Raw genomic sequence first — 20,798 nt, 5'->3', positions numbered from 1 at the left:
ACCCCGAGGTGAAACTGGCAGCGGTTATTCAGCTGCCTTGCCGGCCATGTGTCTGGCCGGTTTCCGATACAAAGGTAGTGTGCGCAGGATAAATAAATGCAAAAATTATTTTGCTGCTTTTTAGAAAAGCGTATCTTCATATTCCCCCACAAGCAAAACAAAAGCCCGATATTTTATTCGTTAACCTAAAAACTTGATCAATGATCAAATTCCAGATGATTGGGCATTTGGGGCAAAATGCCGTTTCCAAAGAATTGAATGGAAAGCACGTATTAAATTTTACGGTTGCTTACAATGAACGTTTTAAAGATGCCCAGGGCCAGCAGCATGAGCGAACGGTTTGGGCCGACTGTGCGTTGTGGGGCCAGCCGAACATTGGTCCTTATCTTACACAAGGCATGCAGGTGTTTATCGAAGGCACGCCGCGTGTAGAAGCTTACGCCGACAAAGAAGGCAAGCCAGGTGCAGCACTGCGCATACTGGTGAGTAAGTGTAAGTTGTTAGGCGGCAAACGAGAGGCTGCCGGAGGAACCGAACAGCCGGTCGCTTACGGGCCGCAGACGGCGGATGATTTGCCGTTTTAGTCGTGTTGATTGTGCCGGTGTGCATAAGATGAGAGGTTGTCTTCATCGTTGCTTCGGATGTTATTGATGGGCGCTTGCCAGGTTTGATGTCAGCGGAACAACACTCATGTGCAGGTTTCGTGCTCATTATGTGTATGACTGCACATGAGGTTTGTTTTGATTGGGCCAGCTGTTCTCGGCGAGTGCACGGCGGTCGCATTAGTCGTCTGCAACAAGCCTGTTTCGTTCACGCCCGTAATGTTGATTTCCTGAGCATGCTTTGTGGTTGTAACAACTATCAAACTTTCCTTTCGCCATTCGAATCCCGACATCTCAGAAAATAAATCATCGCAGCAATCGCGTAACAAGTCGAACGCTCCGATGAAGACCTCGCCTGGGCAAGGTTTCCAGATATGCTTTTTTCATCATGGGAGATGCACACTGGCACGATCTTTTCGCAATGTTAGTATGCAACATCAGCATAGAAATGAACTGTTGAGTAGGCTGTATTAATTTTTTGTAAAAAATATTTGTCGCCTGAAACGCTTTGCTGTACTGTGTTTGAGAGAATGTGTTGAAAGCGTTTGTCTGAATTTTTAAAATAAAGATTTGGCGGCAATGAAAACTAGCCTATATTTGCATCCACATTGCGAGGTAGAGCAGAGGTAGCTCGTCGGGCTCATAACCCGAAGGTCAGAGGTTCGAATCCCCTCCTCGCTACAAGAACTAGAAAAAAGCCGAACTTGTTTCGGCTTTTTTTATTTGGGTCGATAGAAGGATATTTGCATCATCGTTAACCCTCATCCTTACTATTGTTCATCAATTAAATTTAAAGACCACCATGCACCGCGCAGGATTTGTAAACATATTCGGTAAGCCAAACGCCGGCAAAAGCACGCTGTTAAACGCGCTGCTCGGTGAAAAGCTGGCCATTGTATCGCCAAAGGTGCAAACCACCCGCCACCGTATTACAGCTGTGCTTACTGAACCCGGTTACCAGATAGTGTTCTCGGACACACCAGGTATCATCGATCCTAAATACAAATTGCACGAGAAAATGATGGGCGCGGTGAAATCCGCTCTTGAAGACGCGGACGTGGCATTACTCATGCTCGATCCGCGCGATCGCGTGGAAGAAAGCTTCGAGATGTTCGATGCATTGAAACTGAAAACGCCAACAGTTGTTCTCGTCATCAATAAAGTTGATACGCTTTCCAAAGAAGAACTGGAAGCCATGACCGAAAGAGGGAAGAACTGGGGCAAGGCCAAAGCCATCATCCCTATCGCAGCAGTGCAAAAGAAGGGGCTGAAAGAGCTGAAAGAAGCCATCGTTTCTTTTTTGCCCGAGGGCGAACCTTTTTACCCGGAAGATACATTAACAGACCGCTCCACCCGCTTCTTCGTAGCGGAGATGGTACGCGAAAAAATATTTCACCTGTACGATGAGGAAATCCCTTATCACACGACTGTGATCGTTACGCAGTTCCAGGAAAAAGACACGCTTACTAAAATCACCGCAGAGATCATCGTTACCCGCGAAACGCAGAAAGCGATCATCCTCGGAGAAAAAGGCAGGTCCATCCGCGAACTCGGAACGCAGGCCAGAAAAGATATCGAACAATTTGTGGGACGTAAAGTGTTCCTCGAACTGTTTGTAAAAGTGCGCGGCAAATGGCGCGACAACGATACGTATCTTAAAGAATACGGATTCTGATCATTTAGAAATTTTTAAAAACGAATTATACCATGGCTGGTTTTACTGTAGCTATTGTGGGACGTCCGAACGTAGGAAAATCAACTTTGTTTAACCGTTTGCTCGAGCAACGAAAAGCCATCGTTGATGACTTCAGCGGCGTAACCCGCGACAGGCAATATGGTGTGGCCGACTGGAATGGCAAAACTTTCAACGTGATCGATACCGGCGGTTTCGTCGTAGGCAGTGACGATATCTTCGAACGCGAAATCCGCAAACAGGTGATTGTTGCCATGAATGAGGCAAATGTGATCCTCTTCATGTGTGATGTAACCACCGGCATTACCGACCTGGACGCCAGCATGGCCGATCAGCTGCGTCGTACGGACAAGCCCGTGTACGTTGTCGTAAATAAAGTAGACAATAGCGAACGTCTGCTGGATGCGACTGAATTTTACAGCCTCGGTTTCGAACGCACTTTCTTCCTGTCGTCTATTACCGGCAGCGGTACCGGCGAATTGCTGGATGATGTGGTTACTCATTACAACGATGAGGTTGACGAGGTGTCACCAGAAGATGAAGGTATTCCGAAGATCGCGATCATCGGTCAGCCCAACGTTGGTAAATCATCTCTGCTGAACGCATTGGTAGGAGAGGAGCGTAACATCGTTTCCGATATTGCCGGCACCACCCGTGATACCATTCATACCCGCTATAAACTTTTCCAGAAAGACTTTATACTGATCGATACTGCGGGTATCCGTCGTAAATCCAAAGTACACGAAGACCTCGAGTTCTATTCCGTGATCCGGGCGATCCGTGCCGTGGACGAGGCGGATGTATGTATGTTGCTGCTGGATGCCGAAAAAGGCATCACCGCTCAGGACCTCAGCATTTTCAGCCTGGCCGCCCGTAAAGGCAAGGGCGTGGTAGTGCTGGTTAATAAATGGGACCTGGTGGAAGATAAGGAAACCAACAGCGTTCGCGATTACGAAAAGGAACTCAAAAACAGGATGGCTCCATTCGTAGATGTGCCGATCATCTTCACCTCCGTACCTGAGAAACAGCGTATCTTCAAAGCTATCGAAATGGCGTTGCAGGTGGCAGAGAACCGTAAAAAGAAGGTACCTACCTCGAAATTGAACGATGTGATGTTGAAAGCCATCGAATCCTTCAAGCCGCCGGTAGTTCGCGGCACACCTATCAAAATAAAATATGTGACGCAATTGCCTACATATACCCCTGCTTTTGCATTTTTTGCCAATTTACCGGACGATATTAAGCAGCCGTATAAAAATTATCTGGAAAACCAGCTGAGAAGTCACTTTGATTTCCAGGGTGTTCCGATAAAAATCTTCTTTAGAAAGAAGTAAACAGGGTAAAAATATACTTATTATACTTTTTGATGTTTTGTATATTCGAAAAATTGAATAGCTTTGCGTCGATTTAAACCTAAAAATCAAATGAAAAAATTATTCGTTCTCGCTATCGCTGCTGGTATGTTCGCAGCTTGCAACAATGCATCTTCTACTACTAACGATTCAACTGCTGTTGATTCTCCAGCTGTAGTAACTCCTGCTGAGCCTGTTGCTCCAGTTGCAACTGATTCTGCAGCTATCGTAACTGATTCAACTGCTGTTGACACTTCAGCTCACCACTAATCAAGGAAAGATCGTTTTACGATAAATTTCTTGCAAGAAGTAATTCCCCTTCGCCACGGCGGAGGGGTTTTTATTTTGAGGATGCTCGCGCCTACCCTATATTGCTTCAAACCGCACTAATATGCTTCCGCCCGATAAATACCGCAATCTCTTCCAATTCGTATTCTATTCCTGGTTGTTCAGCCTGTTGACAGGTATCGTACTTTCATGTATTATCATGTTTTGGTTGGGCAGACCAGGTACCGATATACCAGGCACATTAGCGGTGACAGCCTGGATCTCTTTTGTATTTTCACTGCCGATATTAGTGATCGTAGGTATCGGGGCCGCTATCCTTGAGCGTTTTTTACCTGATGCAGATAGCCTGAAGCTCATTTGCATCGCTTCAATAGCCCTGTTACTCGGCGCTATTATATTAGTGTTGGGTGCTATCGATGCAGAAATGCTGCTTTTAGCCGGCTGCTTTTTTATACCCGCCGCCACCATCATCTGGTGTTTCCCTCTCAAGCTAAAAGATCCCATATAACACGAAAATAACACCCTCCTTAACCCCTTGAACGCTACCCCTTTAAACAGCCTTAAACCCGCCATGGGCCGCACTGTATGTTGTATGTGGTATTTTCTGCATATTATTGCATCGTAAACTTATTTTAAACCGTAAACCGGGCGAATATTTCCTAACTATACACCTATTGGCTGCCGAGGCAGTCATCATTAAAACCGAATCCCTATGAACCGTACTAATTCTTTTGAGTACGCTATGAACGTATGGCTCACCGCCTTCGGCATTACTCCCCTTATTTACATGGCTTTTATGCTCGTAAGAGGTCTTAACGTAGTAAGCGAATTGTCGCTGCTGTTCGTTGCACTCGCCTTTATTTGGGGTACTTTATTTTCCATCCCGGGCTGGGTACTGCTGTACTTCTCCACCCGCTGGCTCAACGCGCGGCACGACAATCCCTCCACTATCAAAGCCATCCTGATGGTACTGGGCATTGTGTACGCGTATGTGCCGTTTTTCCTGGTCTCTGTAAGCTCCGGCAATATGTCACCGGATTCTTTCAACTTCTGGATTTACGGATCTTATGTGCTGGCCATCGAAGGCTGTATCTTCTTTTATGACCTGAAGCCAGATGTGGTGGTCAGGGAATCATTATCTTAAAAAAGAAAAAGGAGAGACGATCAACGTTTCTCCTTTTTTATTTGATAGTACTTACTTGCTTTTCTTTAATTCGTCTATCGCCCGTTTCACCACCTGGTCGGCCCCGTTACTCACCTGGTAAAAGCCTTCCGTTCTCCAGAGCTGCCTGGCGAACATCGCCTTCAGCCTGGTTTTGATCTCCGGTTCGTCATGCGCCGAAATGGTGCTTACTTTAATGTTGTCCTTACCCGCATAGGCCAGGAACTCGCGGTACAGTTCAGGCGTGATCACGAATTGCTTCGTAAAGTCTTCCGGGGTTTTGTAAGGCGCGAACTGCGCGCGATGGGTGATATAATAATTGTACACAAAGTCGGAGAAGGTAGTGCGTGTATATAATTCGGTCAGCGCCGCGGAATAACGCGACGTATCGAACGGAATAAACACATCTGGCGTAATACCACCGCCACCGTACACGATGCGGCCGTTGTCGGTATGATATTTTACGGTGTCGGCAATGCGGATGCTGTCGCCGTTCAGGAATTCTCCGTGGTTGTATCGTTCGGTAAGATCTTCGTCGTAAGCCGCGCGACCGTCTTTATAAGACTTCTGTATACTGCGGTTAGATGGCAGGTAGTACCGTGCAATGGTGAGGCGAAGGGTGCCACCGTTGCTCAGTTCAAATGGTTCCTGCACCAGGCCTTTACCAAAGGTGCGACGGCCGATAATTTGTCCGCGGTCATGGTCTTGTACGGCACCGGCAAGAATTTCACTGGCAGAGGCGGAGCCTTCATCTACCAGGATTGCCAGCGGGCCTTTTTCAAAGGAGCCGGGTTTTTGTGTTTTATAATCCTGTCGTGGATAGGCTTTACCTTGTGTGTACACGATCAGCTTACGGTCTTCCAGCAGCTCGTCCGCAATACGGGTCGCTGCATCCAGCAAACCGCCGTTGTTCTGGCGCAGGTCCAGTACCAGGCTGGTCATACCTTCTTTCGTGAGTTTCCTTACTGCGGCCACAAATTCATCGTAGCTCGTTTCGGAGAACTTGTTCAGCTTGATATAGCCGGTGCCGGGTTCCAGCATGTAGGCGGCATCTACGCTCAACAACGGAATAAACCCACGTTTGATCACCATATCTATCAGCTGCCCGTCGCGCAACATGGTCGTTTTTACCTTGCTGCCGTTCGGGCCACGTAACAGTTTACGGATGTTTTCGGAAGTGATCTTTTTACCAGCGATGAGAGAGTCATTTACTTTGATGATCTTATCCCCGGTAATCACACCTGCATCGGCCGAAGGCCCGCCAGGGATCACACCTGCCACATTCACGGTATCGTTCGTAATATTGAACTCAACCCCGATACCTTCAAAATTCCCCTGCAGATCTTCATTCACTGCCTGCACCTGCGCAGGAGGTATATATATGGAGTGTGGGTCGAGGTGACTCAGCATGCCTTCGATGGCTTCCTGCTGTATGTCATTTACATCCAATGTATCTACATAATTGAATTTCAAGAGGTCCAGCACTTCCTGGAGGGTCGCCCGGTTGTTCTGCCTGAAAAATATCGCAGAGTCGCTGTTTCTCGCAGCCGGCATCTTATGTCCCAAATACATTCCCAGTGCTAATACAATCGCAAATAACAAGGGTAAGAATACATTCAACTTCCTGTTGTTCGGCATAAAAACTTTAATTAACCGCTTAAGTTTGGTCCCGGTTACTGGTTTTATAATTTGCTTTAGTGAAAGCGTTTTCCTTAACTTGTGACAAAAATAGCATATTCAAAAGCAAAACATCATCCATTCATCTTATTTAATTTCCTAAACACAACCAGAAGGTATGCCTGCAAACACGATGCTGATAGCCGACAGTGGATCTACCAAAACGGAATGGTGCCTGTTACAGGGAGATAAGTCAACAACCTACCATACACAGGGCATCAGCCCGTACTTTCAGGACCAGGAACAAATCACTGCTATATTTAAGACTGAGCTGCTGTCGCAAATGCCCGCCGGCACGTCCATCGAAGCCGTATACTTCTATGGTACCGGTTGTGCCAGTCCTATCAATGCCAAAAAGGTGCTGAACAGCCTGCAGGCGAGCTTTTCACAATCTGCGTGTGAAGTGCAGCACGATCTTATGGCCGCTGCACGCGGACTTTGCGGTCGTACTCCCGGCGTAGCGAGTATCCTGGGCACTGGTTCTAATTCCTGTTACTACGACGGCAGCACGATCGTCAGCAACAATCCTGGTTTGGGCTACGTGCTCGGCGACGAGGGCAGTGGTACTTTCCTGGGTAAGAAGATATTGCAATATTATCTATATCATACGTTCGATGACGAGATGCGTTTCCGGTTCGATCAGCGGTTCAATGTAACCAAAGACGAAATTCTCGATAATGTGTACCGCAAACCGTTGGCTAATCGCTACCTGGCCTCGTTTGTGCCCTTCCTGGCCGAGAACCGCGGGCATTTTATGATCGAAAATATATTGGAAGACGGGCTGAACGAGTTCTTTTTTAATCATCTGTATAAATACCGTGAAAGCTGGACCGTACCTTTGCACTTCACGGGAGGCATCGCCTGGCACTTTAAGGATGTGCTGGAGGAATTGTGCCAGTTGTTCGAACTGCAACTCGGCCAGATCATGAAGAGTCCTATGACCGGATTGGTGAGTTACCACCGCGAAGCTTAAGCAAACGACAAACTATTTGTTATCAGTTATAAATTAAAAGACACCCGCGGTAGAGCAACCCGGGTCATGCATCGTCCAACATGGAATTTAAGAAAGTTACCGAGCAACCGTCTCCTTACAGGCACCTGGAAAAAATGAGCGTGCCTGATTTATTGAAAAACATCAATAACGAAGACAAAACCGTGCCCATGGCCGTTGAAGCCGCTATGCCGCAAATCGCACAGCTGGTGACCGCCATCTCCGACAAAATGCTTTCGGGCGGACGGTTGTTTTACATCGGCGCCGGTACCAGTGGCCGTTTAGGCATCGTGGACGCTTCAGAATGCCCGCCCACATTTGGCGTACCGCATGGCCTGGTGATCGGGCTGATAGCCGGTGGCGACAGTGCCATCCGTAAAGCGGTAGAATTTGCGGAAGATAGCCGCGAACAAGGCTGGGAAGATCTCACGAAACATAATATTTCCGATAAAGATGTGGTCGTAGGCATTGCAGCCAGCGGTACCACGCCTTACGTAATCAATGCGCTGCGCGAATGTCGCAGGCAGGGGATTATTACGGGCAGCATTTCCTGTAACCCCGGCTCCCCGGTCTCTGCCGAAGCCGATTTTCCCATCGAAGTGGTGGTTGGGCCAGAGTTCATTACGGGTAGCACACGCATGAAAAGCGGAACAGCGCAAAAGCTGGTACTCAACATGATCTCTACTGCGGTAATGGTGCAACTCGGCAGGGTAGAGGATAATAAGATGGTGAACATGCAGTTAAGCAATGAAAAGCTGGTCGACCGTGGCATTAAAATGTTGATGGAACGCCTGGACATGCAGGACTACGAAGCGGCAAAAGCATTGCTGTTAGCGCATGGCAGCGTAAAAAAAGCAGTGGAAGCGGTTAAATAACCGGCTGTAAAATATAACTGGTGGCATTGTAACAGTACCCGCTGTTGCAATGCCACAGTGCTTTTCAGTACTTCATGTTACAGAAAAATCCGGATTCTTTCAAAAACTTTTAATGGTGCTTTTCTTTAAATTGCCCATTGATAAACCCGTTATTAATTTAGGTATGCACGAGATAGAACCCTTTTATAACTGGCGGCATTTGTACACTGCGGAAGAGGATGAGCAGTCGCCTTTTTACGGACGAGAGTATAGCGAGTTTGAATATTCGAATACCGTATACAATTACTATATCCATCCACAGTGGGACGACTTCGGCGCCCCTAATCTTTACCTCAAGATCTTATTTGCTGATTATCAATACAACTACGCCGTATTGGAACTGATCGGCGAATGGAACGACGCGATCGAAAACAACATCCAGACGCTGAAACGGGAGATTATCGATCTGCTGATTTCCCGGGGTGTTTACAAGTTTATCCTGGTCACAGAAAACGTGCTCAACTTCTTTTCTTCTGACGATTGTTATTACGAAGAGTGGTGGGATGATATTAAAGATGAGGGCGGATGGATCGTAAGTTTGAATATGCCGCTGCAAACACGTGAAGAATTCGAGCGTTCGCGGCTAACTAATTATATTCATTTATTAGATAATGCGAAGTGGCGGACGTTCCAGCCACAACACCTGTTTACGCTGGTAGATAACTGGATGATGAGAAGGCTCGAGTAGAGCCTTTTTCCTTTTAGATTGATAATCAGTCCGCTTGCGGTGAACAATCCCGAAGTTATCCCCGTTATTATACTGTCATTTGGTGATAAATATCATTTGCTATTAAGTATTCATGCTTTAAATTTGCCCGAACATTTCAAATATTCAAAATTAATCTAAAGGGAGCTTAGAACTTATCTTATGAAATGGTCACAATTCTTTAATACTTCTATAGGAAAGAAGTTATTAGTGGGCGCAACAGGTTTTTTCCTTTGTAGCTTCGTGATTGTTCACCTTGCAGGTAACATATCACTACTTTACGAAGATCGGGGAGAATCGTTTAATGCCTACGCCACGTTTATGAGCCACAATGGCCTTATCCAGTTTATAGCCTGGGGCCTTAAAGTGGTAATTCTTATTCACGCTGTCATTGCTTTGCAGCTGACTTTCAAGAACCGCGCCGCCCGTCCCGTTAAATACGCGGTAAACCCGGGCAACAAAACCTCTTCCTGGTTCAGCCGTCAAATGGCGATCATGGGTAGCGTACTGCTCATCTTCCTGATCGTGCACCTTGCACAGTTCTGGTGGGCAATGCACTACGATGCTGCTATTCCGATGGTCACTTACGAGGGCGATTCCAAAGAGTACAAAGATCTGTACCTCGTAGTACAAGAGGCCTTCCAGGTACCATTAAACGTGATCATTTACGTAATCGGTATGATTGGCCTGTCGTTCCACCTTATTCATGGTTTTAAGAGCGCCTGCCAGACTTTTGGCCTCAATCATAAAAAGTACAACGGCATCATCAACTTCCTGGGCGTATGGCTGTTCGGCATCGTTATTCCTGCCGGTTTTGCCCTGATCCCGTTAGTTATTTACTTCAAATCATTATAGAAAGAAAAGTAAGGAGATATGTTGAACGCAAAAATTCCTGCTGGTCCGCTCGAAACCAAATGGAGCAAATATAAAAGCACCGTTAAGCTGGTTAACCCGGCTAACAAGCGCAAAATCGAAATCATCGTAGTAGGTACTGGTCTTGCCGGCGCCTCTGCTGCAGCTTCTCTCGCTGAACTGGGTTACAAGGTAAAAGCCTTTTACTTCCAGGATAGCCCCCGCCGTGCGCACAGTATCGCTGCACAAGGTGGTATTAACGCTGCCAAAAACTACCAGAACGATGGCGACTCCGTGTTCCGCCTGTTTTATGATACCGTAAAAGGTGGTGACTACCGCGCCCGTGAGGGTAACGTTTACCGCCTGGCCGAAGTTTCTGCCAGCATTATCGACCAGTGCGTGGCACAGGGTGTTCCCTTTGCACGTGAATATGGTGGATTGCTGAGCAACCGCTCTTTCGGTGGTACACAGGTACAACGTACCTTCTACGCAGCCGGTCAAACCGGTCAGCAGCTGCTGCTGGGCGCTTATTCCGCCTTCCAGCGTCAGGTAGCTTTGGGCAACATTAAAGCCTACAGCCGCCACGAAATGCTCGACGTAGTAAAAGTTGACGGCAAAGCCCGCGGCATCATTGCCCGCGACCTGGTTACCGGTAAACTGGAACGTCACTTTGGCCACGCCGTATTGCTTTGCACGGGCGGCTACGGTAACGTGTTCTTCCTGTCTACCAACGCCATGGGCTCTAACGTTACCGCTGCCTGGAAAGCGCACAAACGTGGCGCTTACTTCGGTAACCCTTGCTTCACGCAAATTCACCCGACTTGTATCCCGGTATCCGGCGATCACCAGTCAAAACTGACCCTGATGTCTGAGTCGCTGCGTAACGACGGCCGCATCTGGGTGCCTAAAAAACAGAACGACAACCGTAAAGCGTCCGATATTCCAGAAGAAGAAAGGGATTACTACCTCGAAAGAAGATACCCTGCCTTCGGTAACCTCGTACCCCGCGACGTGGCTTCCCGCGCTGCAAAAGAAAGGTGCGACGCCGGTTATGGTGTAGGTGCTTCCAAACTGGCGGTTTATCTCGATTATGCAGAAGCGATCGAACGTTACGGTAAAATCGAAGCAGGTAAACGCGGCCTGGAAAACATTTCCAAAGACGAAATTATCCGCATGGGTAAAGAAGTAGTAAAGGAAAAGTATGGTAACCTCTTCGACATGTATGCGAAGATTACCGGCGAAAACCCTTACGAAACACCAATGCGTATCTATCCTGCGGTACACTACACAATGGGCGGCCTGTGGGTAGACTACGAACTGATGACCACCGTACCTGGTTTGTACTGCCTCGGCGAAGCCAACTTCTCCGATCACGGTGCTAACCGCCTGGGTGCATCTGCACTCATGCAAGGCCTGGCCGACGGTTACTTCGTAATTCCTTACACTATCGGTAACTACCTGGCTGACGATATCCAGACCAAAGCTATCCCTACCACCCACGAAGCTTTTGAAGAAGCGGAAAGGAACGTGAAAGCTACGCTCGACCAGTTTATCAATATCAAGGGTAAACACTCGGTTGACCACTTCCACAAAGCGCTGGGTAAGATCATGTGGGATAAATGCGGTATGGCGCGTAACGAACAAGGCCTGAAAGAAGCCATCCAGGAAATTCAGGCACTGCGTGCTGAGTTCTGGAAAGATGTACGTGTACCGGGTACAACAGACGAGTTTAACCCTGAGCTGGAGAAAGCCTGCCGCGTTGCAGACTTCCTGGAGCTGGGCGAATTGATGTGCCGCGATGCGCTTAACCGTAAAGAATCCTGCGGCGGTCACTTCCGCGAGGAATCACAAACTCCGGAAGGGGAAGCACAACGTGACGATGAAAACTTCTCGTATGTAGCGGCCTGGGAGTACAAAGGTGAAAGCAACTTCGAGCTGCATAAAGAAACGCTGAACTTCGAGATCGTACACCCGACACAGCGTAACTACAAATAATAAGGTCTGATAAGGAAATAAAATTAGGCCGGGTAACGCCGGCCATCACAGAATAACGATTAAAGTTATGAATCTTACTCTTAAAGTTTGGCGCCAGAAAAATGCGAAAGACGCGGGGCATTTCGAAACCTTTCCGGTGTCTGATGTGTCGAAGGACATGTCTTTCCTGGAGATGTTCGACGTGTTGAACGAGCGTTTGATCAATGAAGGGAAAGAACCTATCGCATTCGACCATGATTGCCGCGAAGGCATCTGTGGTATGTGCTCTATGTATATCAACGGCCGTGCACACGGTCCGTGGGACGAAACCACAACCTGCCAGCTGCACATGCGTGCTTACAACGATGGCGATACCATTACGGTAGAGCCCTGGAGAGCAAACGCTTTCCCGGTAATTAAAGACCTGACGGTAGATCGTCGTTCATTCGACCGCATCATCGAAGCAGGTGGTTACATCTCTGTAAATACAGGTAACGCGGTAGACGCGAACGCTATTCCCATCAACAAGACGGATGCAGATGCGGCGTTTGCAGCAGCAGCCTGTATCGGTTGCGGTGCCTGTGTAGCGGCTTGTAAAAACTCTTCGGCAATGCTGTTCGTATCTGCCAAGGTTTCCCAGCTGGCATTGTTGCCACAGGGCCAGCCAGAACGCCAGGAACGTGCGCTGAACATGGTAGCACAAATGGATAAGGAAGGTTTTGGTAGCTGTACCAACACCGGCGCTTGTGAAGCGGAATGTCCTAAAGGCATCTCCCTCACTAACATCGCCCGCCTTAACCGTGAGTTTATCGGCGCAGGTTTCGGTAAAGAAGACTAATATCATCCCTGATAGCAAAAAAAAGCCGCCCGTACAAGGCGGCTTTTTTTATGCGTGGTAACGGTCCATGGAGGGAAATCGTTATATTTAAACGTCCCAAAAAGCCTTTCTATGAGACATTACCACGTGGGGTTGCTGGCCCTCGCCTTTGTTGCCTGCCAGCCTAAAAATGATAAAAAAGACGAACGTATGAACATAAACGAAGCCTGGATCAATATTCAAACGCCAACAGTGGAAAAAATCCCGAAGGAAATGTCTATCCACGGCGATACCCGCACCGATAATTATTACTGGCTCAACGAACGCGAAAATCCCAAGGTGATCGCCTACCTCGAGTCTGAAAACAAATACCTGGATACCGTACTTTCTTCCACCCGCGACTTCCGCGAAAAGCTGTTTGAAGAAATGAAAGGTCGCATCAAGGAAGATGATGAAAGTGTACCTTACTTCGAGAACGGGTATTACTACTATACGCGCTTTGAAAAAGGCAAGGAATACCCTATTTATTGCCGTAAGAAAGGCGATGAGAAGGCCAGTGAGGAAGTAATGTTTAATGTAAACGAAATGGCCGCAGGACATGCCTATTATCAACTGGCCACCTTCGAAGTGAGCCCTGATAATAAGCTGGCGCTTTTTATGGTAGATACGGTGAGTCGCCGCCGTTACACGCTGTATGTTAAAAACCTGGAAACAGGCGAAATCTATCCGCAGGCGATACAGGATACGGATACCGATGGCGTATGGGCTGCAGATAATAAAACGATATTCTTTACCCGCAAGAACCCAACTACCCTGCGTTCGGAAAAGATATTCAGATATAAACTGGGCGAAGATCCTGCTAAAGCAAAAGAAATTTACTTTGAGAAAGATGAGACCTTCGATGCCGGTGTATATAAAACCAAGTCACGCAAATATATCGTGATCGTGAGCGGCAGCACGTTGTCCGACGAATATCGCATTCTCGATGCCGGCTTGCCCGATGGCGAGTTTAAAGTATTTCAGAAACGTGAAAAGGACATGCTGTTCGACATCGATCACAAAGATGATAAGTTCTACATTCGCACTAACTGGAACGCGCAAAACTTCAGGTTGATGGAATGCCCGGTCGATCAAACCTCCCGCGACAACTGGAAAGAAGTATTACCGCATCGCCAGGACGTATTGCTGGAAGGCATTGAACTGTTCCAGGATTACATGGTGCTGAGCGAACGTAAGAACGGGTTGACGCAGGTGCGCGTTATGAACAGTAAAACCAACCAGGAACACTACCTCGACTTCGGCGAAGCGGCTTACGTCGCTTATCCTTCCGTGAATCCGGAATTCAATACCCATAACCTTCGCTACAGCTACTCTTCCATGACCACCCCGAACTCTACGTTCGATTATAACATGGATACGAAGGAGAAGGAGCTGAAGAAACGCCAGGAAGTACTGGGCGGTTATAAGCAAGACGATTATGTAACAGAACGGGTATATGCTACGGTGAGAGACAGCGTAAAAGTGCCCATCTCCATCGTATACAAGAAAGGATTCGAGAAGAATGGCCAGGCACCGCTGTTGCTGTATGGATACGGTTCTTACGGCGCTTCCATGGATCCCAGCTTCAGCAGCACCCGTTTGAGTTTGCTGAACCGGGGCTTCGCCTTTGCCATCGCACACATTCGCGGAGGGGAGGAGATGGGCCGTCACTGGTATGAAGATGGAAAGATGTTCAAGAAGAAGAACACCTTCAATGATTTTATTGACTGCGCAGAATACCTGCTGAGGAATAATTACACCAGTAAAGAACACCTCTACGCCATGGGCGGCAGCGCCGGCGGACTGTTGATGGGCGCTGTAATTAACATGCGACCCGATCTCTGGAATGGGGTAATTGCGGCGGTGCCGTTCGTTGATGTAGTGACAACTATGCTGGACGAAAGCATCCCACTCACCACCGGTGAATTTGACGAATGGGGCAATCCGAAAAACAAGGATAGTTATGAATACATGAAGTCCTATTCCCCTTACGATAACATCGAGAAAAAGGCTTACCCCAACATGCTCGTCACCACAGGCCTGCACGATTCACAGGTGCAGTATTTCGAGCCTGCCAAGTGGGTAGCGAAGTTGCGTGAAATGAAAACCGACAAAAATGTACTGCTCATGCATACGAATATGGAGGCTGGCCATGGTGGCGCTTCCGGAAGGTTTAAGGCGTTGAAGGACGTGGCGTTGCATTATGGATTTTTGTTGTTTTTGGAGGGGATAAAAAAGTGATGTTTATTTTGAAATAATGAAACAAGGGATAACAGAATTTCGTATATTTGTTAACGAGTTAAGACCCCCGATATGCGAAGTTTTGTTATCCCGATTTTCAGTCTGCCGATGGCAGTTGTTCCAGGAATTTATAGTATCAATATTTGTTTGCTAAGCCTGATGCAAAGGTGTAATCAATTGCTGCAGATGTTTGTGAAACCCAAGGCGAGCCCGCCACTTTAGTTTCCCTGGTATTTCCGCTATAGTCATATACACTGATGGATGCCATCGGTAGCGTTGTTATACCCGTAACCTGCGCTTATTTAACCGGATGCATTTCATCGGTAGCGTTGTTGTGCCCCTATCCTCAGTCATTTTTAAACCCCCATATATATGTATCAGATCCTTTCGACCACAGAGAACAGATTGTTCAATTTTGAAACTGCCACTACAGGCATTTTGACTTACGGTGAGTACACCGGCAGACTTATCGCAGGTTTTAAACCAGCTACATTTTCCAACCGGCCAGGTTATGTAGTTGTAAGAGGAGAAGGTTACGCAGCACCTATGCAGAACGTGCGATTGACGTTGAACCTTTATGGTATGTTTTCAAACTTTGCGCAGCCGCGTGAAATAGCGCTCGGTGTCTTAAACAGCGTGGAAGGCCAGCCTTTTACTTTTGAAGTAATGCTACCCGTGCGGCCTAATTACAACTACAGCGACGACGGTGGCGATGCCCTGAGCACAATGATTTCCGGCACTGCTGTTCAGCAGCAAACGATTTACGGAGGTATTAAATCCGACGGTGATTCGTCTTATTTCATGACCCTTGGCTGGAGAGCATTAGGGGACGAACCTGCTGCGGTTCCCGCTTACTACATTTAGGTGAAAAATGTGATCATCGAATACAAAGAACAGTAATCATCCTTACGCAAAGCCACTGTCCCACCAACAGTGGCTTTGCCCTCAACCTAGCGAAAAAACACCCCCGCCTGAGTACCCCCGTCCGCAATAGCCCCCGTTAAATGCCTGAAACCCACCGGCACGCGCTTTGTTCCCTTCTATGCGCATCTAACCATCAGGCATATGAATTTTGATAAAGTACAAGTTTTCTGGAATAACCTCATTGTTTGGGCAAGTCAGTTCGCCCCTAAACTCATTGGTGCCATTATCGTATTGGTAGTCGGCTTTTTGTTGATCCGCTGGCTCGATCGCATGCTCGCCCGGGCAATGGCACGCCGCGAAACGCACAACTCGTTGCAAACGTTCCTGAAGAGCGTCGTAAGCATCGGCCTTAAGATATTGCTGGTGATATTCGCTGCCGGTATCCTGGGATTACAGACCACTTCACTCGCTGCCGTAATCGCAGCTGCCGGTCTGGCCGTTGGTCTGGCCTTGCAGGGCAGTCTGGCTAACCTCGCAGGCGGTGTGCTGATCCTATTGTTCAAACCATTTAAGGTGGGCGATTTGGTCACGATACAGGGAATTACAGGCATTGTGAATGAAATCCAGATATTCAGCACTATTCTTACAACCGGCGACGGAAAGATGGCCATCCTGCCCAATGGCGCGGTGTCTAACGGTACGATCATCAACTCCAGCAAAAGCGGCCACCTGCGGGTAGACCTGGTGGTGAAGCTGGCAGCATCGGAAAACTTCAACCGCGTAAGGGATGTGATCAAAAATGTGCTGGAGCAGGACCGCCGCATCAAAAAGGACCCGGAACCTGCCGTGTCTATCATCGATTTCGATGGCGACTTCATGAATGTGTTCGTAAGGCCGTTTGTGGACATGGAGGACTACTGGCCGGTGTACTACGACCTGCACCAAAAGATCCAGCAGGCGCTTATCGCCAACGGCATGAAGGCCCCGGTGAGCACAAAACTGGCACCGCAGCAGGCATGGTAACGGCTAACGATACCCCTGCATGCGCATTAAGTATTAGTATTTTATAAGATGCATTTGCCGCATCAAACTAATTGGAAAGCTACCATACTATCCGTAACTTTGCGGCTTCAAAATTTGCAGTTTCAGCATGATCAGCGTAAGAAATGTCTCATTGTCATACGGAAAAAGGGTTCTGTTCGACGAAGTAAACCTCAACTTTACCAAGGGTAACTGTTATGGCGTAATTGGCGCCAACGGGGCCGGTAAATCTACCTTCCTGAAAATCCTGTCAGGAGAAATAGAGCCGAACAAAGGCACGGTGGAAATTACCCCCGGTGAGCGCATGAGTGTGCTGAAACAGAACCACTTTGAATTTGATGAGATCACCGTACTCAACTCGGTGCTCATGGGTAATAAAAAACTCTGGGAAATCGCCAAAGAGCGCGATGAAATATATGCTAAGGCAGACTTTACCGAAGAAGACGGTATGCGCGCCGGCGAACTGGAAGCAGAATACGGCGAAATGGGCGGTTATACTGCCGAAAGCGACGCCGGTGTATTACTCGGCGACCTGGGCGTTAAAGAAGAAATGCATAGCGTACTGATGAAAGACGTTCCCGGTAGTGTTAAAGTACGTGTACTCCTCGCTCAGGCGCTGTTCGGTAACCCGGACATCCTGCTGCTCGATGAGCCTACGAACGACCTGGACGTTGAAACGATCGGCTGGCTCGAAAACTTCCTGGCCGATTATGAAAACATCGTGATCGTAGTTTCCCACGACCGTCACTTCCTCGATGCGGTTTGTACGCACGTAGCGGACGTTGACCGTGCTAAGATCAAGATCTTCTCCGGTAACTATACTTTCTGGTACGAATCCAGCCAGTTGATTGCCCGCCAGATCAGTGACAAGAACAAGAAGATGGAAGATAAGCGTAAGGACCTCATGGACTTCATCGCCCGATTCAGCGCCAACGCTTCCAAAAGTAAACAGGCTACTTCCCGTAAGAAAGCACTGGAAAAACTGGTTATCGACGAAATCGAACCTTCTAACCGCAAATACCCCGGTATCATCTTCAAGCAACTGCGCGAAGTAGGTAACCAAATCCTGAACGTAGAGAAACTCGAAAAGTCTATCGAAGGCCGCCAGCTGTTTAAAGATGTTACATTCTCAGTGAACAAAGGTGATAAGATCGCTTTCCTGTCTAAGAACCACGTAGCACTGTCTACCTTCTTCGACATCATCAACGGCGAAGCCGAAGCAGATGGCGGTAAGTATGAGTGGGGTACCACCGTTACCAAAGCCTACCTGCCCAACGATAACTCCGAGTTCTTCAAAAACAACCTGAACCTCATGGACTGGCTCCGCCAGTACGTGCCGCCGCACGTAACCGATGCAGACGAGCCGTTCCTGCGTGGATTCCTCGGTAAAATGCTGTTCAGCGGCGACGATATCGTGAAGAAAACGTCGGTACTCAGCGGTGGTGAGAAAGTGCGTTGCATGACCTCCCGCATGATGCTGCAGGACCCGAACGTTGTGATCCTCGACGAGCCTACGAACCACCTCGACCTGGAAAGCATCCAGTCTTTCAACGAAAGTATGACCAACTTTAAAGGTATCGTGCTCTTCACCACGCATGACCACACGTTTATGCAGTCAGTAGCAACCCGTATTATCGAAATCACGCCTAAAGGTATTATCGACAGGCTGATGACGTTTGACGAATACCTGGCCGACGAACGCGTAAAAGCCCTGCGTGCCGAAATGTATGGCGAAGGTGTAACTGCTTAAAAACAACAAGGCAAGCATAAAAAGAAAAAGGAGTCTTCTGCAAGGCTCCTTTTTTTATGTAACAAACTTCCTTGTATACTATAGATAAGATTCGATCAGTTTCAATTTGGAGTTGTCGAGCGGCTTAGTAATGTAAGCGTTCAGCTCCGGTGTCTTGCGCACTTTTTCCATGTCAGAAATATTCATAGAAGAGGAACACATAATGATGGGTACCTGCTCCCGCAGGTCCGCGCTCAGTTCACGGTAGGCTTCTATAAAATCCCAGCCGTTCATTCGCTGCATGTTCATGTCCAGCAATATCAGTTTCGGCAAGTCGGCTGGCGCAGCATTCAGTTCCTCTATCGCTTCTTCCGCGCATAAAAACGAGGTGATCGCCACATCCCAGCCCTGCAGACCGAACATCTTCTTTACGATGAAGTGGAACACCTCATCATCATCGATCACATACACAAGCTTAGGTGCGTTATTCATATGGTTCAATAATTTACGGGAAAACTCCTGCAACAGAGTTAAGCAGTTGATTAATGGCCGGTAAACGCTTTCCATTGGACCGGGTTAGGTGAAGTTGCAAAGCTGCAATGGGTCTTCCTGAATCCGCCGCAAAGATGTATATTTTTTATTTATTTAATATATGAATTTATTCCGATAACTAATTATTAACACAGGAACTTGGTAAGTTGGTTCGCTGTAATATATGCTGGACAAGGAGTTGCAAGGCACCCGCAACCAGTATCTATGTGGATAAGTTGAAGGCAAAAAAAAGGCTACGGCAAACTGCCATAGCCTGATTATGCTTGCCTAATTGAATTTCGTATTAGAATAAGCCGCTCTTCTTCAGCGTCACTTTACCAGCTCCGATCTTATAACCGTCGTGGTAAATCTCTACCGCGTAATCACCGATTTTGAAGTCGGAGTTTTGTTTCCAGTCCATAGACACCAATTGTTTTTCGCCGGTGGTGTAGGATACGCTTTTCTTAACGGTGTAGAGTTTCTCTGTACCATCTTCCAGCGTAAACCTGCCAGAGCCGAGGGCTTCTACTGCCAGCGGTGAACCGTCGGGAGAAGTGATGGCTACGTAAATTTCTTTGTTGCCGCTTGGTGCAATGCGGTTATCGTCCAGGTCAAATGAAACACGCATCATATCTGCACGTTTGGCTTTAGACGTTTCTACTTCTTTACCATTCTTTTTCAGGTTGATAGGAAGCAGTTTAATGTTAGATGCATGCAATACAGAACCCAGTTCCACTTTGCGGCCGAGGCTATCTTTGATCGTACCTACGGAGTCGCGCTCTTTACGTGCGTAATCTCTTTCGCCGGTGATCACGATCTTTTCGCCTTCCAGTCTTTCGATGGTAGCCTTATAGTTCTCTACGCTGGATTTCAGCTGTTCGATCAGCCTGCGGGCTTCCGCCAGTTCGGCCTGGGTAGCGTTTTTGTTGGAAAGGATGGTGGAGATCCTGGCTTTGATGTCAGACAGTTCTTTGTCTTTCGTTTTTACCAGGCTGTCCATGCGGCTATTTTCTGAGATCAGATCGTCGAGGCGTGCGTTGGTAGCCTCATACTCCTGTTGCAGTTCGTTACGGGCAGTAGATACAGAATCGTATGCCACGTCTTTCTGTGCCAGTACATCGTTATTTTTATTATTGGCGTACCACATGTAGCCCCATGTGCCTACCAATGCAGCGATCAATACGCCATAAATGATACCATTTTTACTGTTGCTTTTAGGTTTTTCAGGTCCGGAAGTACTGGGCGTGCCGGTATTAAAAGTGTTTTCCGCCATAGTGTTGTCGTTTTTTATTTTTGATTGTTATATGGGTAAAATTTTTTCAGAC

General features: G+C 47.6%; 19 protein-coding genes and 1 tRNA gene. 17 read left to right on the top strand and 3 right to left on the bottom strand.

Annotation, left to right across the window (positions count from 1 at the left end):
* Positions 1-200: 200 nt before the first annotated feature.
* From MKQ68_RS15985 to MKQ68_RS15955, 7 genes are all read left to right on the top strand, one after another.
* Entirely contained in the window at positions 201-584 is a 384-nt protein-coding gene (locus MKQ68_RS15985; protein WP_244840449.1) for a single-stranded DNA-binding protein, read from the top strand.
* 627 nt (positions 585-1,211) lie between these two features.
* A tRNA-Met gene (locus tag MKQ68_RS15980) sits at positions 1,212-1,283 on the top strand.
* 121 nt (positions 1,284-1,404) lie between these two features.
* The gene (gene era, locus MKQ68_RS15975) at positions 1,405-2,277 is read left to right on the top strand and encodes a GTPase Era (protein WP_264279991.1); all 873 of its coding nucleotides are present in this window, start codon (positions 1,405-1,407) and stop codon (positions 2,275-2,277) included.
* A 32-nt stretch (positions 2,278-2,309) separates the two neighbouring features.
* The gene (der, locus tag MKQ68_RS15970) at positions 2,310-3,629 is read left to right on the top strand and encodes a ribosome biogenesis GTPase Der (RefSeq protein ID WP_244840446.1); all 1,320 of its coding nucleotides are present in this window, start codon (positions 2,310-2,312) and stop codon (positions 3,627-3,629) included.
* A gap of 90 nt (positions 3,630-3,719) precedes the next feature.
* On the top strand, positions 3,720-3,917 hold the full coding sequence (locus MKQ68_RS15965) for a hypothetical protein (RefSeq protein ID WP_264279990.1): 198 nt from the start codon (positions 3,720-3,722) through the stop codon (positions 3,915-3,917).
* Positions 3,918-4,038: 121 nt separating this feature from the next.
* Positions 4,039-4,443, top strand: a complete 405-nt coding sequence (locus MKQ68_RS15960) for a hypothetical protein (RefSeq protein ID WP_244840445.1) — start codon at positions 4,039-4,041, stop codon at positions 4,441-4,443.
* Positions 4,444-4,647: 204 nt separating this feature from the next.
* Positions 4,648-5,079, top strand: a complete 432-nt coding sequence (locus tag MKQ68_RS15955; RefSeq protein WP_264279989.1) for a M48 family metalloprotease — start codon at positions 4,648-4,650, stop codon at positions 5,077-5,079.
* 51 nt (positions 5,080-5,130) lie between these two features.
* Here the strand turns inward: MKQ68_RS15955 and MKQ68_RS15950 are convergent, their stop codons facing one another.
* Positions 5,131-6,735, bottom strand: a complete 1,605-nt coding sequence (locus tag MKQ68_RS15950) for a S41 family peptidase (RefSeq protein WP_264279988.1) — start codon at positions 6,733-6,735, stop codon at positions 5,131-5,133.
* A gap of 157 nt (positions 6,736-6,892) precedes the next feature.
* Between MKQ68_RS15950 and MKQ68_RS15945 the strand changes: the two genes are divergently transcribed.
* From MKQ68_RS15945 to MKQ68_RS15900, 10 genes are all read left to right on the top strand, one after another.
* Positions 6,893-7,747, top strand: a complete 855-nt coding sequence (locus MKQ68_RS15945) for an N-acetylglucosamine kinase (RefSeq protein ID WP_264279987.1) — start codon at positions 6,893-6,895, stop codon at positions 7,745-7,747.
* 80 nt (positions 7,748-7,827) lie between these two features.
* Positions 7,828-8,640 carry an N-acetylmuramic acid 6-phosphate etherase gene (gene murQ, locus MKQ68_RS15940; protein ID WP_264279986.1) on the top strand — a complete coding sequence of 271 codons (813 nt, stop codon included), beginning with the start codon at positions 7,828-7,830 and terminating at the stop codon, positions 8,638-8,640.
* Between the two features lie 163 nt (positions 8,641-8,803).
* Positions 8,804-9,367, top strand: coding sequence for a hypothetical protein (locus tag MKQ68_RS15935; protein ID WP_264279985.1), 564 nt, complete (start codon positions 8,804-8,806; stop codon positions 9,365-9,367).
* Between the two features lie 180 nt (positions 9,368-9,547).
* The gene (locus tag MKQ68_RS15930) at positions 9,548-10,240 is read left to right on the top strand and encodes a succinate dehydrogenase cytochrome b subunit (protein WP_264279984.1); all 693 of its coding nucleotides are present in this window, start codon (positions 9,548-9,550) and stop codon (positions 10,238-10,240) included.
* Positions 10,241-10,258: 18 nt separating this feature from the next.
* Positions 10,259-12,232 carry a fumarate reductase/succinate dehydrogenase flavoprotein subunit gene (locus tag MKQ68_RS15925; protein ID WP_264279983.1) on the top strand — a complete coding sequence of 658 codons (1,974 nt, stop codon included), beginning with the start codon at positions 10,259-10,261 and terminating at the stop codon, positions 12,230-12,232.
* A gap of 67 nt (positions 12,233-12,299) precedes the next feature.
* Complete coding sequence (locus tag MKQ68_RS15920; RefSeq protein WP_264279982.1) at positions 12,300-13,049, top strand: succinate dehydrogenase/fumarate reductase iron-sulfur subunit; 750 nt, start codon at positions 12,300-12,302, stop codon at positions 13,047-13,049.
* Positions 13,050-13,160: 111 nt separating this feature from the next.
* Positions 13,161-15,308 carry a S9 family peptidase gene (locus MKQ68_RS15915; protein ID WP_264279981.1) on the top strand — a complete coding sequence of 716 codons (2,148 nt, stop codon included), beginning with the start codon at positions 13,161-13,163 and terminating at the stop codon, positions 15,306-15,308.
* Between the two features lie 372 nt (positions 15,309-15,680).
* Complete coding sequence (locus tag MKQ68_RS15910; protein ID WP_264279980.1) at positions 15,681-16,172, top strand: hypothetical protein; 492 nt, start codon at positions 15,681-15,683, stop codon at positions 16,170-16,172.
* Positions 16,173-16,373: 201 nt separating this feature from the next.
* Entirely contained in the window at positions 16,374-17,195 is an 822-nt protein-coding gene (locus MKQ68_RS15905) for a mechanosensitive ion channel family protein (protein WP_264279979.1), read from the top strand.
* Between the two features lie 127 nt (positions 17,196-17,322).
* Complete coding sequence (locus MKQ68_RS15900; RefSeq protein ID WP_264279978.1) at positions 17,323-18,963, top strand: ABC-F family ATP-binding cassette domain-containing protein; 1,641 nt, start codon at positions 17,323-17,325, stop codon at positions 18,961-18,963.
* A gap of 78 nt (positions 18,964-19,041) precedes the next feature.
* Here the strand turns inward: MKQ68_RS15900 and MKQ68_RS15895 are convergent, their stop codons facing one another.
* Together MKQ68_RS15895 and MKQ68_RS15890 are read right to left on the bottom strand one after the other, a co-directional pair.
* Positions 19,042-19,434 carry a response regulator gene (locus MKQ68_RS15895; protein WP_244840426.1) on the bottom strand — a complete coding sequence of 131 codons (393 nt, stop codon included), beginning with the start codon at positions 19,432-19,434 and terminating at the stop codon, positions 19,042-19,044.
* Positions 19,435-19,777: 343 nt separating this feature from the next.
* A complete protein-coding gene (locus tag MKQ68_RS15890) occupies positions 19,778-20,746 on the bottom strand; it encodes a DUF8428 domain-containing protein (protein WP_264279977.1) in 969 nt (322 codons plus the stop codon).
* Positions 20,747-20,798: the final 52 nt, after the last annotated feature.

It is taken from the genome of Chitinophaga horti (assembly GCF_022867795.2).
GTDB classification, from domain to species: Bacteria; Bacteroidota; Bacteroidia; order Chitinophagales; family Chitinophagaceae; genus Chitinophaga; species Chitinophaga horti.
The sequence above is the reverse complement of the archived record's forward strand: the minus strand, read 5'-3'. Positions and strand labels throughout refer to the sequence as shown.

Coding starts and splice junctions, on each gene's coding strand:
- MKQ68_RS15935 (WP_264279985.1), top strand. CDS start 8,804: ATGCACGAGATAGAACCCTTTTATAACTGGCGGCATTTGTACACTGCG.
- MKQ68_RS15960 (WP_244840445.1), top strand. CDS start 4,039: ATGCTTCCGCCCGATAAATACCGCAATCTCTTCCAATTCGTATTCTAT.
- era (WP_264279991.1), top strand. CDS start 1,405: ATGCACCGCGCAGGATTTGTAAACATATTCGGTAAGCCAAACGCCGGC.
- MKQ68_RS15965 (WP_264279990.1), top strand. CDS start 3,720: ATGAAAAAATTATTCGTTCTCGCTATCGCTGCTGGTATGTTCGCAGCT.
- MKQ68_RS15925 (WP_264279983.1), top strand. CDS start 10,259: ATGTTGAACGCAAAAATTCCTGCTGGTCCGCTCGAAACCAAATGGAGC.
- MKQ68_RS15900 (WP_264279978.1), top strand. CDS start 17,323: ATGATCAGCGTAAGAAATGTCTCATTGTCATACGGAAAAAGGGTTCTG.
- MKQ68_RS15905 (WP_264279979.1), top strand. CDS start 16,374: ATGAATTTTGATAAAGTACAAGTTTTCTGGAATAACCTCATTGTTTGG.
- MKQ68_RS15985 (WP_244840449.1), top strand. CDS start 201: ATGATCAAATTCCAGATGATTGGGCATTTGGGGCAAAATGCCGTTTCC.
- MKQ68_RS15890 (WP_264279977.1), bottom strand. CDS start 20,746: ATGGCGGAAAACACTTTTAATACCGGCACGCCCAGTACTTCCGGACCT.
- der (WP_244840446.1), top strand. CDS start 2,310: ATGGCTGGTTTTACTGTAGCTATTGTGGGACGTCCGAACGTAGGAAAA.
- MKQ68_RS15945 (WP_264279987.1), top strand. CDS start 6,893: ATGCCTGCAAACACGATGCTGATAGCCGACAGTGGATCTACCAAAACG.
- MKQ68_RS15910 (WP_264279980.1), top strand. CDS start 15,681: ATGTATCAGATCCTTTCGACCACAGAGAACAGATTGTTCAATTTTGAA.
- MKQ68_RS15930 (WP_264279984.1), top strand. CDS start 9,548: ATGAAATGGTCACAATTCTTTAATACTTCTATAGGAAAGAAGTTATTA.
- MKQ68_RS15955 (WP_264279989.1), top strand. CDS start 4,648: ATGAACCGTACTAATTCTTTTGAGTACGCTATGAACGTATGGCTCACC.
- MKQ68_RS15920 (WP_264279982.1), top strand. CDS start 12,300: ATGAATCTTACTCTTAAAGTTTGGCGCCAGAAAAATGCGAAAGACGCG.
- MKQ68_RS15915 (WP_264279981.1), top strand. CDS start 13,161: ATGAGACATTACCACGTGGGGTTGCTGGCCCTCGCCTTTGTTGCCTGC.
- MKQ68_RS15895 (WP_244840426.1), bottom strand. CDS start 19,434: ATGAATAACGCACCTAAGCTTGTGTATGTGATCGATGATGATGAGGTG.
- murQ (WP_264279986.1), top strand. CDS start 7,828: ATGGAATTTAAGAAAGTTACCGAGCAACCGTCTCCTTACAGGCACCTG.
- MKQ68_RS15950 (WP_264279988.1), bottom strand. CDS start 6,735: ATGCCGAACAACAGGAAGTTGAATGTATTCTTACCCTTGTTATTTGCG.